The sequence below is a fragment of the Gordonia namibiensis NBRC 108229 genome, assembly GCF_000298235.1.
Classification (GTDB): domain Bacteria; phylum Actinomycetota; class Actinomycetes; order Mycobacteriales; family Mycobacteriaceae; genus Gordonia; species Gordonia namibiensis.
In genome coordinates, this window is sequence record NZ_BAHE01000014.1 from 1 (window position 1) to 16,544 (window position 16,544).

Below are 16,544 nucleotides of genomic sequence, written 5' to 3' on the forward strand. Positions count from 1 at the left end.
GATACGGCTCGTCGCAAGCTCCTCGCCTACTCAACCAGCGTGGTGGATCACGCAGCCGAGGTGACGCGGTAGACGTCGTAGACGCCCTCCACGTTGCGGACCACGTTCAGCACGTGGCCGAGGTGCTTGGGGTCGCCCATCTCGAAGGTGAACTTGGAGATGGCAACTCGGTCGCGGCTGGTGGTGACCGACGCCGACAGGATGTTCACGCGTTCGTCGGCGAGAACCTTGGTGACGTCGGACAGCAGGCGGTGACGGTCGAGCGCCTCGACCTGGATCGCCACCAGGAACACCGATTCCGGCGACGGCGCCCACGACACGTCGAGGATGCGTTCGGACTGCTGCTGCAGCGAGGTCGCGTTGGTGCAGTCGGTGCGGTGCACGCTGATGCCGCCGCCGCGGGTGACGAAGCCCATGATGTCGTCACCCGGTACGGGCGTACAGCATTTGGCGAGTTTGATCACCACGTTGTCGACGCCGTCGACGACCACGCCGGCGTCGCCGCCCTGACGTGTGCGGGTCGGCATCGTCGACGGGGTGGACCGCTCGGCGAGCGCCTCCTCGGCGTCCTCGATGCCGCCGAGGGATGCGACGAGGCGGTTGACGACATGCCGTGCGGAAACGTGGTTCTCGCCCACCGCGGTGTACAGCGCGGTGACGTCGTTGTACCGCAGCTCTTTGGCGATCGCCGCCATCGACTCCGCGGACAGCAAGCGCTGCAACGGGAGTCCGCCGCGACGGACCTCCTTGGCGATCGCGTCCTTGCCGGCCTCGAGGGCCTCCTCGCGCCGCTCCTTGGCGAACCATTGCCGGATCTTGGCCTTGGCCCGCGGCGACACCACGAACGTCTGCCAGTCCTTCGACGGCCCGGCGGTCGGCGCCTTGGAGGTGAACACCTCCACCACCTCGCCGTTCTCGAGCTTGCGTTCGAGCGCGACCAGCCGGCCGTTGACGCGGGCACCGATGCAGCGGTGACCGACCTCGGTGTGGACGGCGTAGGCGAAGTCGACCGGCGTCGACCCGGCGGGAAGCGTGACCACGTCGCCCTTCGGCGTGAAGACGAAGATCTCGCGGACGGCGAGGTCGTAGCGCAGCGACTCCAGGAACTCGCCGGGGTCGGCGGCCTCACGCTGCCAGTCGAGCAGCTGCCGCATCCACGCCATGTCGTCGATCTCGGCGGTGTCGGACTTCTTGCCCGACTTGCGGTAGCCACTCTCCTTGTATCGCCAGTGCGCGGCGATGCCGAACTCGGCGGTGCGGTGCATCTCGTGCGTGCGGATCTGGACCTCGAGCGGCTTGCCCTCGGGCCCGATCACGGTGGTGTGCAACGACTGGTAGACACCGAACCGCGGCTGCGCGATGTAGTCCTTGAAGCGTCCGGCCATCGGCTGCCACAGCGAGTGGACGACGCCGACGGCCGCGTAGCAGTCGCGGTCCTCCTCGCAGAGGATGCGCATGCCCACGAGGTCGTGGATGTCGTCGAAGTCGCGTCCCTTGACGATCATCTTCTGATAGATCGACCAGTAGTGCTTGGGCCGGCCCTCGACGGTTGCCGAGATCCGCGCCGCGGACAGCGCGTTGTTGATGTCGGCCCGGACCCGCGCCAGGTAGGTGTCGCGCGACGGGGCGCGGTCGGCGACCAGGCGCACGATCTCCTCGTACCGCTTGGGGTGCAGGATCGCGAAGGAGAGGTCCTCGAGTTCCCACTTGACCGTCGCCATACCGAGTCGATGAGCAAGCGGCGCAATGACTTCCAGCGTCTCGCGGGCCTTGCGCGCCTGCTTCTCCGGCGGGAGGAAACGCATCGTCCGCATGTTGTGCAGCCGGTCGGCGACCTTGATCACGAGCACCCGCGGGTCACGGGCCATCGCGATGATCATCTTGCGGATCGTCTCGGCCTCGGCGGCGCTGCCCAGCGCGACCTTGTCGAGTTTGGTGACGCCGTCGACGAGGTGCGCCACCTCCTGACCGAAGTCGCGTTCCAGCGCCTGCAGTGAGTAACCGGTGTCCTCGACCGTGTCGTGCAGCAGCGCGGCGATCAGGGTCGTGGTGTCCATGCCGAGGTCGGCGAGGATCGTCGCGACCGCCAGCGGATGGGTGATGTAGGGGTCACCGGACTTGCGCTTCTGCCCGCTGTGACGCTCCTCGGCGACGTCGTAGGCCCGCTGCAGCAGGGCGACGTCGGCCTTCGGGTAGATCTCGCGGTGCAGGGTGACCAGCGGCTCGAGGACGGGGCGGACCTGGCTGCGCGTGGCGGTCATCCGCCGGGCGAGGCGGGCCCGCACGCGCCGTGAGGCGGACGGGGACGTCGACGTCGCGGCGGGTGCACCCTGGACGACGCCGTCGCCGGAGGCGTCGGCAGGGGTCACGGAGTGCTGAGCCGTGCCGGATTCATCGGGCATTGCCGGTCCTCCTCCGCGTGTCGTGGTCTTTTCGAGTCTAGATCCCCGACGGTCAGTCGAGCGCCACCGAGTGGACGGGTACGTCCGGACCGAGTCCACGGGCGATCGTGTCCCGGCCGCCGAGGCCGACGAGCTCCATGATGACCGCGACCCCGGCCACGCGCGCACCGGTCCGGTTGAGCAGATCCGCCGCGGCGACCGCGGTACCGCCGGTGGCCAGGACGTCGTCGACGAGCAGCACACGCTGCCCCGTCAGGTCGAGGCCGTCGGCGGGGATCTCCAGCGTCGCCGAACCGTACTCGAGGCTGTAGGTGACCGCGTGCACCGGCGGCGGCAGCTTGCCGCCCTTGCGCACCGCGAGGACCCCGACCTCGAGCTCACGGGCGACCGCACCGCCGAGGAGAAAGCCGCGGGCGTCGATGCCGGCGACGAGGTCGATCTCGGTACAGCCGTGCGTCAGCGCGGTGACGATCGCCGACAACCCCTCGGCATCGGCGAGCACCGGGGTCAGGTCCTTGAAGGCGATCCCGGGGCTCGGGAAGTCGTCGACGAGTCGGGTGTGCCGGGCGATCGCCGCCTGGGCACGTGTTACCGCCTCCGCGGTCCGTTCCGGTACCACGCCGCCCATCAGAACTCCCCTGCCACTCGTCTGCACCGTCACTTGCTGGTCGTCCATCGATCCATGTTCCATCCGGTGCCTGCGCGACTGAGTCCCGCGACGACACCACCCACCTGATCCTTCCACTGCCGGATGCGCGGCGAGGCGAACAGGGGTATCGACGGCATCGACGACCAGCTCGCGTTCTCGATCGACCGGGCCAGCCGCAGCCGGTCGGATTCGGACACGGTGATCGCGAACTGGTCGATGCCGCGACTCACCTGCGGGTCCCGCGTCCCGGAGAGGTTCAGCGGGTCGCCGCCGCGCAACGAGTAGGCGTCCCGGCTGGGGTCGGCGGCGCCGGCTGCGGCGAAGGAGTCGCCGCTGGCCATGATCACCGCGTCGACGTCCTTGCCCAGCGAGCCGGGCTGGACGTCAGGTGTGGCGACATCCTCGACGACGAAGCCCGCCTCCCGGCACGACTCCGCGATCGCCGCGACCATCTGCTGCCAGCGCAGGGTCGGCGCCACGTAACCGATGCGGACGCGCCGCGGCTGCAGACCCGCGGTGGTCGTGGTCCCGTCCCCTGCACCCTGACCGGTCGCGGCGCGCAGCAGGTTCCGCGCCCGCTCGAGGTCGGGAGTCTGGTAGGCGCGGCCGAACTCGGGGTTCATCGGGCCGGCGAGGTTGTCGGCGGGTGCGAGGACGCGCAGATTCCAGACGGCGGCGCCACCGGAGAAGTCGCGGGCGAGGTCGGCGCGCGGCACGCACGAGGCGAACGCCTGGCGCATCCGAACGTCCCCGAAGACGCCCTTGCCGGCGAGCACGATCTGTTCCACACCGATCGCCCGGGCCGGTGACGGCGGCCCGTCGGGTCCGGACGTCCCGGCGAGGTCGCCCTCGACGATGCCCGCGGTGACGTCGACGATGTCGAACTTGCCGTCGGGCAGGCGGCGCGTCGAATCGGTTCCCCGACCCCAGATCACGATGCGTGAGGTCTCGGGCTTGTCCCCCCACCACGATTCGTTGGCGACCAGGACCAGTCCGCCCGACCGCGAATAACGGTCGATGCGGTACGGCCCGGACGCCGGGAACCGGGCGTGATCGACCGGTCCGAACGTCAGGTCGAAACCCGTGTTCCAGGCCGTCGCGATACGGGCAAGCGCGCCGCGGTCCTTCGCACGGATGGGGTCGACGACGTTGGCGAGCCCGGCTTCGCGGGCCACGATGTGCGCCGGGAGCAGGGTGCCCGCGCCGAACAACGACAGCCAGTTGCGGTACTCACGTCCCGGCGCGAACGTGACCGTCGCCGACTTCTCGCCGGGCGAGCACTCCACGTTCTCGATGTCGCGGTACCCGGCGGTCGTCGCCGGCGTGAACCCCGGGAAACGTCCACTCATCGCCGCCCACGCCAGCATCAGGTCGTCGCAGTCGAGCGCGACCTCGTCGGTGAAGGCCGCCTCGGGCGTGAACTCGTACCGCAACGCCGGTGCGCGTCCCGGGATCCGGGTCACGGTCCCGACGTCGCGGTCCGGGATGACCTGCCCCTGAGGTCCGAGCAGGCTGAAACCCGGCAGCAGACGGCTGGTGGCCATCAGCACGCCGTCGGCGTTCCCGTCGACGGTGTTCGCGTTGTAGCTGGTCACGTGGGCGTCGACCACGTAGTCGATGGTCGGTGGCCCGTCGTCGCCGCAGGCCGTCAGGACGCCGGCGCCCGTGACGATCCCGACGAGCAGGCTCAGGACCCTGATGAACTCCCGGTGCCTGACGATCACGTGGGTGAGACTAACGGTTGCGACGGCGTTTGCCGGTCGGTACCCGTTCGGCGTCGTCCGTGTCGGTCGCGCCACGACGGCGGCGCACCGGCCGGGCGTCGGCGCTCGGCGCCACGCCCGACTCGATCCCGGCGCGACGGTTCAGCACCTTGGCGGTGTGCCGGGCGACGTCCTCGCGGCGTTCCTTCAGCGTCACCAGCAGCGGCGCGGCCAAGAAGATGGAGGAGTACGTGCCGACCACGACGCCGACGAGCTGGATCAGACCCAGGTCCTTCAGCGTGCCGACGCCGAGCAGCCAGACGGCCACGACCATCAGCGCGATGATCGGCAGGACCGAGATGATGGTCGTGTTGATCGACCGCATCAGCGTCTGGTTGACCGCGAGGTTGGCCTGCTCGCCATAGGTCCGGCGCGAGGTCTGCAGCACCGAGCGGGTGTTCTCCTGCACCTTGTCGAACACGACGACCGTGTCGTAGAGCGAGAAGCCGAGGATGGTCAGCAGACCGATGACGGTGGCCGGGGTGACCTCCCAGCCGACCAGCGAGTAGACGCCCGCGGTGGCGACGATGTCGAAGAACAGCGACGCCATGGCTGCGATCGACATCTCCCGGTCGAATCGGACCGCGATGTAGACGAACACGATGACGAGGAACACTGCGAGCGCGATGACCATCTTCTCGGTGATCTCGCGCCCCCAGGTGGAGCTCACGTCGGAGATGCTGACCTCGGAGGCCGTCAATTCCGGACCGAATTCCTCGGTGAGCGCACGGGTCACGGCCTCGGCCTGGGCCAGGTCGAGGGTCTCGGTGCGCACCTGCACGGTGGCGCTGTTGCCCGCGCCGGCGGTCTGGACCGATTCGGGCTCCTCGCCGAGCGCCTCGGTGACGACCTTCTCGACGGAGTCGGCGGTGATCTCCGATGAGGCGACCGGCACCGACATCTGGGTGCCGCCTTCGAAGTCGATGCCGAAGGTGAAGCCCCGGATCGCGATCGACGCCAGGCAGATCAGCATGATGGCGGCGGTGACGATGTACCAGGTCTTCCGCTTGCCGACGATCTCGAAGGCACCGGTACCGGTGTAGAGACGGGCGAAGAAGCCGCGTTTGGTGTCGGAGACGAAGTCTGCGTCGGTGCCGGTCGACGGTGACGGCGGCTCGATGACCGCGGTGTCGCCGGGCTCCCGCGAGTCCTTGTTCGGGTTGTCCGGACGGGTCATCGCACAGTCCCCTTCTCGCTGGTGGACGCGTCGGCACGGGCTGCTTCGGCGGCCTCGGCCTGGCGGCGGGCCGCGACCTTGCGCTCGCGGGCCACCTCGCTGACCGCGCCGAGGCCGTTGACGCTCGGCTTGGACAGGAACGACGACCGGCTCGCGTAGACCACCAGCGGGTGGGTCACCAGGAACACGACCATGACGTCGAGGATGGTGGTGAGTCCGAGGGTGAACGCGAAGCCGCGCACCTCACCGATCGCCAGGATATAGATGACCGCAGCGGCGATGAAACTCACCGCGTTACCCGACCAGATGGTGCGACGGGCACTCGCCCAACCGCGTGGCACGGCCGAGCGGAAGCTCCGACCCTCACGCATCTCGTCCTTTATGCGTTCGAAGTAGACGACGAACGAGTCCGCGGTCATGCCGATACCGATGATCAGACCGGCGATGCCCGCGAGGTCGAGGGTGAACCCGATCCAGCGGCCGAGCAGGACGATGATGCCGTAGACCATCGCGCCGGCGAGGACCAGCGACAGCGTCGTCAGGATGCCGAGCATCCGGTAGTAGGCCAGTGCGTAGATCAGCACCGCGACGAGGCCGATCGCGCCGGCGAGGAGACCCGCCTTGAGCGACGAGAGACCCAGTGTGGCCGAGACGGTTTCGGCGTCGGAGGCGTTGAACGACAGCGGCAGCGAGCCGTACTTCAGCACGTTGGCGAGCTCGTTGGACGACTTCTCGGTGAACGGGTCGGCGCTGCTGCCGCTGATGCGGGTCTGGCCGCCCGGGATCGGCTCGTTGATGGCCGGCGCGGAGACGACGGCCGAGTCGAGGGTGAACGCGGTCTGCGTGCGGTTGGGCGCTTCCTGGGCGGTGTACTTGGGCCAGAAGTCCGCGGCCTTGCCCTTGAACTCGAGGGTGACGACCCATTCGCCGGTCTGCGGATCCGTGCCGGCCGACGCGTCCTTGATGTCGCGGCCGTCGATGATCTGCGGACCGAGGAGGTAGACCTCCTTGCCGTCGGTGGAACACGCCACCAGGTACTGATCGGGCAGATCGTTGCCGCGCAGTGGGTCGTTGGCGGTCGGCGAGCAGTCCATCTTCGCCATCTGCTCCTGCAGCGGGACCAGCTGCTCCTGTTTGGCGTCGCCCGGAGCCTGACGGATCTTGCGCTGTTCGGCGATCGCCGCCGCGGCCACCTCGGTGGGCATCCCGTCGGCCTGGTCCTCGTCCTGGTCCTCCGGCTTCGGCGGCTGCGGGGTCGCTGCCGTGGCGCCGACGACCGGCCGCACGTACAGACGCGCGGTCTGGCTCAGCGACTTGGCCTGTGCGCCGTCCTCACCGGGCACCGTGATCACGAGGTTGTTGCCGGTGACGACGACCTCGGATCCGGAGACACCGAGACCGTTCACACGCTGCTCGATGATCTGCTTGGCCTGATCGAGCTGTTGGCGGGTCGGTTCCTTGCCGTCCTCGGTGCGCGCGGTCAGCGTCACCCGGGTTCCGCCCTGCAGGTCGATGCCCAGTTTGGGCTCGAGCGTCTTGGGACCGGTGAAGTAGATCAACCCGTACACGACGGCGAGCAGAGCGAGGAAGGCCACGAGCGGACGCCACGGCGGGATCTCTCGACTCGGTCGCGACCGCTTGCCGGCGGACTTGGCCGCCTTCGCGGTCGAACGAGGACTTGTCACAGCTGTTCAGGTCTCCTTTGGGAACGTCAACCGGCCGAGGGCGCTCGGACCGCATGACCCACCGACTCCGAAAGGTCTGCGCGCACGCGCTGTTCAGCACAGCGGGGGCACGCAGACCTCGGCAAGACAGGATGCGCGGGAGGTGGGCAGGAGGCGCCACGCCGGTCGACGGCGCGGCGCTGCTCCGGGATTACTTGTCGGTGTCGCGCGCGTCGTCGGACGACGGCTTGTCGAGGCTGACCGAGTCCGAGTCATCGGCGTAGTCGGTGTAGTCGGCCTCCGGCGCGGTGTGGCCCGGGTAGGTCGCGGCGGCCTCGTCGGTGGGGATGACGCGCATGATCGCGAGACGGTTCCAGCGGGTGACCACACCGGTGGCGATCTCCACGTCGACGTAGTCGGACGACGCCGCGTCGATGACGGTGCCGAACAGGCCCGAAGTCAGCTGGATGCGGGTACCCGTCGACACCGAGGCCTGCATGTCCTGCATCTCGGCCGCGCGCTTCTTCTGCTTCCGCATCGACAAGAACATGAAGCCGGCGAGGAGAGCCAGCAAGAGGGGGAAGAGCAGAGCGTCCATGGGTGAGAGTCAGTCCTTTTGTTTCGGGTTGTACCGCGTGCACCACCACCCCGCGCCGATCGGCGAGAGGCGTCATGTGGCCACGCTGTGCTCCACACAGTGTGCCACGTCCACCTGTGTAGGCATCCCCGCAGGTGGTGCGCCGCGTCACACGGGGGTTCGCGGCACGGATCGGGTCAGAGTTCGTCGAACAGGGACTCGCCCCCGATGTCGCGGGGGCGGGCGCCGAAGGACGCGTTCATCGCGCCGGCGGGCGGTGTCAGCCCGAGGTGATGCCACGCGGCCGCGGTGGCGACGCGTCCACGTGGGGTGCGGGCGATCATCCCGGCCCGGACCAGGAACGGCTCGCAGACCTCTTCGACGGTTGCGGGCTCCTCGCCCACCGCCACCGCGAGCGTCGACACCCCGACCGGTCCCCCGCCGAACGCGCGGATCAGGGCGTCGAGGACGGCGCGGTCGAGTCGGTCGAAGCCGAGTTCGTCCACGTCGTAGACCTTGAGGGCGGCACGTGCGACGTCGACGGTGATCGAGCCGTCACCGCGGACCTCGGCGTAATCGCGGACCCGGCGGAGCAGACGGTTGGCGATTCGGGGCGTCCCACGCGACCGCCGTGCGATCTCCTCGGAGGCGTCGAGCCGCAGTTCCATGCCGAGGATGCCCGCGGAACGGTTGAGCACCCGGACGAGTTCGGCCGGATCGTAGAACTCCATGTGCGCGGTGAACCCGAAGCGGTCGCGCAGCGGGCCGGTCAGCGATCCCGAACGGGTGGTGGCGCCGACCAGGGTGAACGGGGCGACGTCGAGTGGGATGGACGTGGCGCCCGGGCCTTTGCCGACCACGACATCGACACGGAAATCCTCCATCGCGAGGTACAGCATCTCCTCGGCGGGCCGGGCGATGCGGTGGATCTCGTCGATGAACAGGACGTCGCCCTCGACGAGATTCGACAGCATGGCGGCGAGGTCCCCGGCGCGTTCGAGTGCCGGACCCGATGTCACCCTGATCGCCGCGCCCATCTCCGAGGCGATGATCATGGCCAGCGAGGTCTTGCCGAGTCCCGGCGGGCCGGACAGCAGTATGTGATCAGGGGTTCCGCCGCGGCCCTTGGCCCCGTGGAGGACGAGTTCGAGCTGTTCGCAGACACGCGGCTGGCCGATGAAGTCGGCCAACGAGCGCGGGCGCAGGCCGGCGTCGAGATCGCCGTCGGACCGGACCGGCGTGGCGCTGACCTCGCGATCCTCGAGGTCATCGGGATCGCCGGTCATCACGAGGCCTTGCCCAGCATCGCCAGTGACCGGCGGAGCACGGTCGAGGCGTCGGCGTCGGGGTTCTCGGCGAGGACCGCGGTGACCGCCTTCTCGGCGGGGGCGGCGGTGAAGCCGAGTCCGACGAGTGCCTCGGCGACCTGCTCGCGGATTCCGCCGGCGGGGACGCTGCCGGTGGCCGTGTCGGCCGTAGGGCGGTCCACCTTGTCGCGGAGTTCCACGCAGAGCCGTTCGGCGACGCGTTTGCCGATGCCGGGCACCGACGTCAGCGCCTTGGTGTCGGAGTCGGCCAGTGCACGACGCAGCGCGTCGGGTTCGAGGACCGCGAGGGTCGCCATCGCCAGCCGCGGGCCGACGCCGGTGACCGTCTGCAGCAGCGCGAACAGCGCGCGGGCGTCGGGTTCGGTGAACCCGTACAGCGTCATCGAATCCTCGCGGACGATCATCGACGTCAACAGCGTCGCCTCGTCGCCGCGACGCAGCCGGGACAGCGTGACCGGGGTCGCCAGAACCCGGTAACCGACTCCCGCACAGTCGATCACGGCGTGATCGAGGGCGATCTCGAGAACCGGACCGCGGACTGACGCGATCATGCGCGACTCCCCTCTCGTGCCTGGGCCAGCCGCTTACGATGCTTCGCGGCGGCCGCGTCGGCCTGTTTCTGCGCGGCCGCCATGCGCTCCATCATGGGCCCGCGCCAGCAGTGACAGATGGCGATCGCCAGCGCGTCGGCGGCGTCGGCGGGCTTGGGCTTGGTCTGCATGCCGAGGATGCGGGTGACCATCGCGGTGACCTGTGCCTTGTCGGCCCGGCCGCTGCCGGTGACGGCGGCTTTGACCTCCGAGGGCGTGTGAAAACGCACCGGGACGTCGCGCTGGCTGGCGGCGAGCGCGATCACGCCACCGGCCTGCGCGGTGCCCATCGCGGTCGACACCTGGTTCTGCGCGAAGACCCGCTCGATCGCGACCGCATCGGGCTGGTGGACGTCGAGCCAGTGACACGCCGAGGTGTAGACGGCCAGCAGACGCTCGGCCAGGTCCATGTCGCTCGGCGTGCGCACGACGTCCACGTCGAGTGCGGTCACCGACCTGCCGCGGCCCGACTCCACCAGCGCGATACCGCACCGGGTGAGACCCGGATCGACGCCCATGACGCGCACTCGTACCCTCCCAGGCATCCGAACAATCTTACGAACAGTTGTTCGAGATCCTATCCGGGTGGGCGGACAACTCCGATGATCAACACGCCCTCGCGAGGGCGGTGACGTCAGTCGTTCTCGAGCTCGGCGAGGACCTCGTCGCTGATGTCGACGTTGCTGTAGACGTTCTGCACGTCGTCGGAGTCCTCGAGTGCGTCGATCAGCTTGAACACCTTGCGCGCACCCTCGGCGTCGACGGCGACCTCCACCGATGCGCGGAAGCTGGCCTCGGCGGAGTCGTAGTCGATACCGGCCTCCTGCAGGGCGGTGCGCACTGCGACCAGGTCCGTCGGCTCGCTGATGATCTCGAAGGTGTCGCCGAGGTCGGTGACCTCTTCGGCACCGGCGTCGAGCACGGCCATCAGGATGTCGTCCTCGGACTGGCCGTTCTTCTCGAGGGTGACGACGCCCTTGCGGGTGAACAGGTACGAGACCGAGCCCGGATCGGCCATGTTGCCGCCGTTACGGGTCATCGCGGTGCGGACCTCGCCGGCCGCACGGTTGCGGTTGTCGGTGAGGCACTCGATCAGGATCGCCACGCCGTTGGGGCCGTAGCCCTCGTACATGATGGTCTGCCAGTCGGCGCCGCCCGCCTCTTCACCACCGCCGCGCTTGCGGGCGCGTTCGATGTTGTCGTTGGGCACCGACGACTTCTTCGCCTTCTGGATGGCGTCGAAGAGGGTCGGGTTGCCGGCCGGGTCACCACCGCCGGTTCGTGCGGCCACCTCGATGTTCTTGATCAGCTTGGCGAACATCTTGCCGCGCTTGGCGTCGATGACCGCCTTCTTGTGCTTGGTGGTGGCCCATTTGGAATGGCCGCTCATGTCGTCGCATCCTTTCCCGGTGCCGGTGCGCGGCGGGTGGATGCCCGCGGCACGCATGCCGGGCCCGTGGCCCCGCATCCGGCGATCCTCAAGCCTGCCGACTGCTGCCGCAGGCGCTTGCACTGTCGCTGGTTCGGCACGATCTTACCGACGCACCATCTCCACGAAGTATTCATGTACGCGTCGGTCGCCGGTGACCTCCGGATGGAACGACGTCGCGAGCACATTTCCCTGGCGGACCGCGACGATCCGCCCCTCGGCCGGCCCCTCCGGGACCCGGGCGAGAACCTCGACATCCGGTGAGATCGATTCCACCCAGGGTGCCCGGATGAAGACCGCCCGCATCGGCTGTGAACCGGCCCGATCGGTGATGCCGGCGAAGTCGAGATCGGTCTCGAAACTCTCCACCTGACGGCCGAAGGCGTTGCGCCGCACCGTGATGTCGAGTGCGTCGAGGTGGCGGGCGTCGGGGCGGGTGTCGAGGATCGTGGAGGCGAGCATGATCATGCCCGCGCAGGACCCGTAGGCGGGCAGCCCGTCGGAGAGCCGCTCGACGAGCGGGTCGAACAGGTCGAAGATGCCGAGCAGCTTGCTCATCGTCGTCGACTCCCCGCCGGGGATGACGATGCCGTCGATCTCGTCGAGCTCGGACTGCCTGCGGATGGGCAGCGCGTCGGCACCACTGGCCTCGAGGGCGTGGATGTGTTCGCGCACGTCACCCTGAAGTGCGAGAACCCCGATCCGCGGTCGCGATCCGGCGCTCACCGATCGGTCCGGGCGTGCTGGTCCTCGGGCATCTGGCGTCCGGTGCGGGCGAGTCCCTCCTGCGTGACCGCCGCTACCATGCGTCCCTGCCGGTCGAAGATGCGGCCTTGAGTCAGGGCACGACCCCCGTCCGCGGACGGCGACGTCTGGTCGTAGAGCAGCCAGTCGTCGGCGCGGAACGGGCGCATGAACCACATCGCATGGTCGAGCGAGGCGACCTGGGGATTGGACTCGGGGTGCGGCACGCGCGACGACCCGAGCAGCGTCATGTCGCTCATGTAGGCGAGCGTCCCCACGTGGAACACCGTGTCGTCGGGCAACGGGTGCCGGTACCGGAACCAGACCCGTTGCTGCGCAGCGAGATACGGGGAGGTGACCATCTTCTCCGGCGGCACGATGCGGAGGTCGAAGTTACGCCATTCCTTGAACACCGCGCGCTCTTCCTCGCCGAGCTCGTCGAGGCGATCGGTGAGTTCCTCGGGTTCGGGCACCGGCGGCATGCGGTCCTGGTGCTCATAGCCCTGGTCGGTCCGGACGTGGAACGACGCCGACATCGTGAAGATCGCCTCGCCGTGCTGGATGCCGGTGACCCGCCGGGTGACGAACGACCGCCCGTCGCGGATCCGGTCGACGAGGAACACCGCCGGGATGTCGGGATCGCCGGGTCGCAGGAAGTATCCGTGCAGCGAGTGGACGTAATGGTCCGCGTCGACCGTCCGCGTCGCCGACATCAGCGCCTGGCCGGCGACCTGTCCGCCGAAGGTGCGCTGGAGGTGGCTGGGGAAAGCACCACCCCGGTAGATGTCGGTCTCGATCTGCTCGACCTGGAGTATGTCCTCGATGGCTGCCACGCGGTCCAGTATCCCGCACGTGGCAACCGTTCCGAACGTCAGCCTCTACAGCTCGTCGAGCGTCATGATCCCGTCCTGGATGGCGCGGGCCACCAGCGAGGCCTTGGTGGGAGCCGGGCGACCGATCTCGGCGTACTTGGCGCGGATGCGGGTCAGGTGCGTGTTGACCGTACCGAGGGAGATGTAGAGCTCCTGGGCGACGGCGGGCTTGGAGTCGACGAGCATCCAGGTACGCAGCACCTCGACCTCGCGGGAGGTGAGATTCGGCTTCGCGCGACCCGTGGACACCTCGGCGGTCACCGTGGTCTCCGGCGCCGGCATGGGCGAATTGGCGCGGTGCAGGTGCGGGTGCCCGGCGCGGTGGCCGAGGCCGGGCTGGTTCTGCCGGGAGACCTGTCCGGGGAGCGGCATCCGGCGGGCCGCGAGACGGGCCAGTGCCTCCTGGCGGCGGGCCTGCGCCTCGGCATCGCGTCGAGCGTTGATCTGGCGCAGGTGCTGGGGGGCCTGGTGGGCGATCGCAGTCATGTGTGCTTCCTCTTCACTCATCGAACCGGGTGGTCGGTGCCGGGTCTCTCCGGCGATGAGTTGAAGATTATGGGCGTTCCCCGCCCCGGTCGATGGGGAGAACTCCCCACCGTATGGGGAGAACTACCCATGCCGTAACCGCAGGTCAGAGGATCGGTCAGCTCGCCGCGTTCCGCGCGGCCTCCGCGTCGATCAGCGGCAGGTCCTCGCGGGTCACGATGCGTGAGGACACCGCGTACTCGACGAGCTTGGTCCGGCGGTTGCTGGCGAGCTTGCCGCCGCCGGCGCGCATCCCGCTGACCCCGAGCTGGTCGAGCTTGTCACAGACGTTGTCGAGCTTGCGGTTGAACTTGGTCAGCGGCCAGCCCAGACGCCGCGCAGCCTGGGCCGAGGACGGGATCGCCGACGCACCGGTCCCCTCGCGGCGCAGGATCTCCTCAGCCAGTACGACGATCAGCAGCTTCTGACTCTCGGTCAGGGTCGGCACGCCCTGGGTCGTGTGGCCGCCGCTGAACTCGGGGCGGGTCACCGACTTCACCTGCGGCGCACGGGCGAACACACTGAGCTCGTAGGTGGTGGGACCGGCGGTGAACACGATGGTGGTCTCACCGAACACCAGCGGCATGCGTGCGCCCGGGCCGAGGGTGGCCGAGAAGCCGACGTCGCCGGCCGACACGCTCGCGGACAGGTGGGTGCCGAGGTTGGTCAGCCACCACAGGCCGTTCTCGTTGTGCACCACCAGGAATCGGCGGTGGAGATAAGGGTTGTCGTCGATCGACAGATCGGCCTCGCGACCGATGAAGAAGCGCCGGCCGGCGTCGAGAGCGGTGCGTTCGCCGCAGTATTCGACATACGTTGCTGCGTCGTCGAGTCCGGTGTCGGCGGCGCCGGCGGGGTCGTGGACCGAGGGATCGTGACCTGTGTTCATCAGATCACCTCGATCAGTTGGGGTCGGAGACCGTCGCCTCGTCGGTGGACTCCCCCTCGGCGGCGCCGTCGAGAGCAGGCATCGTCAGGGTCGGAACCGACTCGTGCACGGTCACCACGATGACGGTGACGTTGTCGTGGGCGCCGAGTGCGAGCGCCGCGTCGACGAGACGTTCGGCCGCCTCTTCGGAGCTCGACGCGTTGGCGAGGATGTCGCCGATCTCCTCGTCAGGCAGCTCACCGGTGAGCCCGTCGGTACAGAGGAGCAGGACATCGCCCGGGAAGGCCGGGGTGTTGAAGAAGTCCGGGACGGGATCGACCATCCCGGCACCGAGTGCACGGGTGATGACGTTGCGCCGCGGGTCGGTTCGCGCCTGTTCGGGCGTCAGGAAGCCCGCGTCGATGAATTCCTGGACTTGCGAGTGATCGGTGGTCAGCTGCTGCAGCGAACCGTTCTGGTATCGGTAGGTGCGCGAGTCGCCGATGTTGAGGACCAGCCAGTGCGGGCTCTGCTCGTGGGTGACCAGCACGGCGCCGGTGGCGGTGGTTCCCGCCCGACGGTCGGTCTCGGTATCGATCTGGCCGATGCGGCGCTGCGCCGCGACCAGCAGGTCGTCGAGCTGCACCTTGGTGGCGTTCAGTTCGCCGGCGCTCGTCGCCTCGGAGAGGGTGAGCAGTGCGGCCTCGCTGGCGAGTTCGCCGCTGTCGTGCCCGCCCATGCCGTCGGCGATGAGGTACATGCCGGGCAGTGCAAGTGCGGCATCCTCGTTGGTCTCGCGGACCCGGCCGACGTTGCACGCCGCCGACCACTCGAGCCGCAATTCACCCACGATGTGTGTGCCCGAGACCGAGGCATCCCGAACGATGGTCGCCGCATCCATGATCAGCAGATCCTACCGCCGGAACACCCCCGGCTCGCTACGCATGTCGACTGTTCGGTCTCGGCGTGTTGAACGGAGGGCGTTCCGGCGGTCGGGGTCACCAGCCGCGCTCGGCCAGGCGGTGCGGCTGCGGGATGTCGTCGACGTTGATGCCGACCATCGCCTCGCCCAGTCCGCGCGAGACCTTGGCCAGCACGTCGGGGTCGTCGTGGAAGGTGGTGGCCTGCACGATGGCGGCCGCACGCTGAGCCGGGTTGCCGGACTTGAAGATCCCCGAACCCACGAACACACCCTCGGCGCCGAGCTGCATCATCATCGCGGCGTCGGCCGGGGTGGCGATGCCGCCGGCGGTGAACAGGGTGACCGGCAGCTTGCCGGCCTCGGCGACCTCGACCACCAGGTCGTAGGGAGCCTGCAGTTCTTTTGCCGCCACGTACAACTCGTCCTTGGGCAGCGAGGTGAGGCGACGGATCTCATCGCGGATCTTGCGCATGTGGGTGGTGGCGTTGGACACGTCACCGGTGCCGGCCTCGCCCTTGGAGCGGATCATCGCCGCACCCTCGGTGATCCGGCGCAGCGCCTCACCCAGGTTGGTCGCACCGCACACGAACGGCACGGTGAACGCCCACTTGTCGATGTGGTTGGAGTAGTCGGCCGGGGTCAGCACCTCGGACTCGTCGACGTAGTCCACGCCCAGGCTCTGCAGGATCTGCGCCTCGACGAAGTGACCGATACGCGCCTTGGCCATGACCGGGATCGAGACGGCGGAGATGATGCCGTCGATCATGTCCGGATCGCTCATCCGCGAGACGCCGCCCTGGGCGCGGATGTCGGCGGGCACGCGCTCGAGAGCCATCACGGCCACCGCGCCGGCGTCCTCGGCGATCTTCGCCTGCTCGGGGGTGACCACATCCATGATCACGCCGCCCTTGAGCATTTCGGCCATTCCCCGCTTGACCCGGGCAGTGCCCTGTCCGACCTCGGGAACGGTCGCGCCGTTGTGACTCACTGATTTCTCCTCATGTCGCTGTCTCGGCGTGCCGCAGCCGATCCCC

Annotated in this window: 16 protein-coding genes; all 16 read right to left on the reverse strand. The window is 68.8% G+C overall.

Annotated features, from left to right (window positions below):
* Positions 1-47: 47 nt before the first annotated feature.
* The 16 genes from GONAM_RS08560 to pdxS all read right to left on the reverse strand — a co-directional run bounded on the left by GONAM_RS08560 (position 48) and on the right by pdxS (position 16,498).
* Positions 48-2,402, reverse strand: a complete 2,355-nt coding sequence (locus GONAM_RS08560; protein ID WP_006866361.1) for a RelA/SpoT family protein — start codon at positions 2,400-2,402, stop codon at positions 48-50.
* A gap of 52 nt (positions 2,403-2,454) precedes the next feature.
* Positions 2,455-3,030 (reverse strand): adenine phosphoribosyltransferase, encoded by a 576-nt coding sequence (locus tag GONAM_RS08565; protein ID WP_006866362.1) that lies wholly within the window; start codon positions 3,028-3,030, stop codon positions 2,455-2,457.
* Between the two features lie 29 nt (positions 3,031-3,059).
* On the reverse strand, positions 3,060-4,775 hold the full coding sequence (locus GONAM_RS08570; RefSeq protein WP_006866363.1) for an ABC transporter substrate-binding protein: 1,716 nt from the start codon (positions 4,773-4,775) through the stop codon (positions 3,060-3,062).
* Positions 4,776-4,785: 10 nt separating this feature from the next.
* Positions 4,786-5,991 (reverse strand): protein translocase subunit SecF, encoded by a 1,206-nt coding sequence (gene secF, locus GONAM_RS08575; RefSeq protein ID WP_006866364.1) that lies wholly within the window; start codon positions 5,989-5,991, stop codon positions 4,786-4,788.
* Complete coding sequence (gene secD, locus GONAM_RS08580; RefSeq protein ID WP_006866365.1) at positions 5,988-7,676, reverse strand: protein translocase subunit SecD; 1,689 nt, start codon at positions 7,674-7,676, stop codon at positions 5,988-5,990. The genes secF and secD overlap by 4 nt, the downstream gene beginning before the upstream one ends.
* Before the next feature lie 190 nt (positions 7,677-7,866).
* Positions 7,867-8,253, reverse strand: a complete 387-nt coding sequence (gene yajC / locus GONAM_RS08585) for a preprotein translocase subunit YajC (protein WP_006866366.1) — start codon at positions 8,251-8,253, stop codon at positions 7,867-7,869.
* A gap of 176 nt (positions 8,254-8,429) precedes the next feature.
* Positions 8,430-9,518, reverse strand: coding sequence for a Holliday junction branch migration DNA helicase RuvB (ruvB, locus tag GONAM_RS08590; RefSeq protein ID WP_006866367.1), 1,089 nt, complete (start codon positions 9,516-9,518; stop codon positions 8,430-8,432).
* Complete coding sequence (ruvA, locus tag GONAM_RS08595; protein ID WP_006866368.1) at positions 9,518-10,111, reverse strand: Holliday junction branch migration protein RuvA; 594 nt, start codon at positions 10,109-10,111, stop codon at positions 9,518-9,520. Before ruvA ends, ruvB begins: the two co-directional genes overlap by 1 nt.
* Entirely contained in the window at positions 10,108-10,677 is a 570-nt protein-coding gene (ruvC, locus tag GONAM_RS08600; RefSeq protein ID WP_006866369.1) for a crossover junction endodeoxyribonuclease RuvC, read from the reverse strand. Before ruvC ends, ruvA begins: the two co-directional genes overlap by 4 nt.
* Before the next feature lie 107 nt (positions 10,678-10,784).
* Positions 10,785-11,540: a YebC/PmpR family DNA-binding transcriptional regulator gene (locus tag GONAM_RS08605; protein WP_040535889.1), complete on the reverse strand. Its 756-nt coding sequence runs from the start codon at positions 11,538-11,540 to the stop codon at positions 10,785-10,787.
* 144 nt (positions 11,541-11,684) lie between these two features.
* Positions 11,685-12,305 (reverse strand): pyridoxal 5'-phosphate synthase glutaminase subunit PdxT, encoded by a 621-nt coding sequence (gene pdxT / locus GONAM_RS08610; protein WP_006866371.1) that lies wholly within the window; start codon positions 12,303-12,305, stop codon positions 11,685-11,687.
* Positions 12,302-13,156 (reverse strand): acyl-CoA thioesterase, encoded by an 855-nt coding sequence (locus GONAM_RS08615; RefSeq protein ID WP_006866372.1) that lies wholly within the window; start codon positions 13,154-13,156, stop codon positions 12,302-12,304. Before GONAM_RS08615 ends, pdxT begins: the two co-directional genes overlap by 4 nt.
* Positions 13,157-13,201: 45 nt before the next feature.
* Positions 13,202-13,681 carry a helix-turn-helix transcriptional regulator gene (locus tag GONAM_RS08620; protein WP_006866373.1) on the reverse strand — a complete coding sequence of 160 codons (480 nt, stop codon included), beginning with the start codon at positions 13,679-13,681 and terminating at the stop codon, positions 13,202-13,204.
* 157 nt (positions 13,682-13,838) lie between these two features.
* Positions 13,839-14,609, reverse strand: a complete 771-nt coding sequence (locus tag GONAM_RS08625) for a hypothetical protein (RefSeq protein WP_006866374.1) — start codon at positions 14,607-14,609, stop codon at positions 13,839-13,841.
* 13 nt (positions 14,610-14,622) lie between these two features.
* A complete protein-coding gene (locus GONAM_RS08630) occupies positions 14,623-15,489 on the reverse strand; it encodes a PP2C family protein-serine/threonine phosphatase (RefSeq protein ID WP_006866375.1) in 867 nt (288 codons plus the stop codon).
* Between the two features lie 97 nt (positions 15,490-15,586).
* Positions 15,587-16,498 carry a pyridoxal 5'-phosphate synthase lyase subunit PdxS gene (pdxS, locus tag GONAM_RS08635; RefSeq protein WP_006436347.1) on the reverse strand — a complete coding sequence of 304 codons (912 nt, stop codon included), beginning with the start codon at positions 16,496-16,498 and terminating at the stop codon, positions 15,587-15,589.
* Positions 16,499-16,544: the final 46 nt, after the last annotated feature.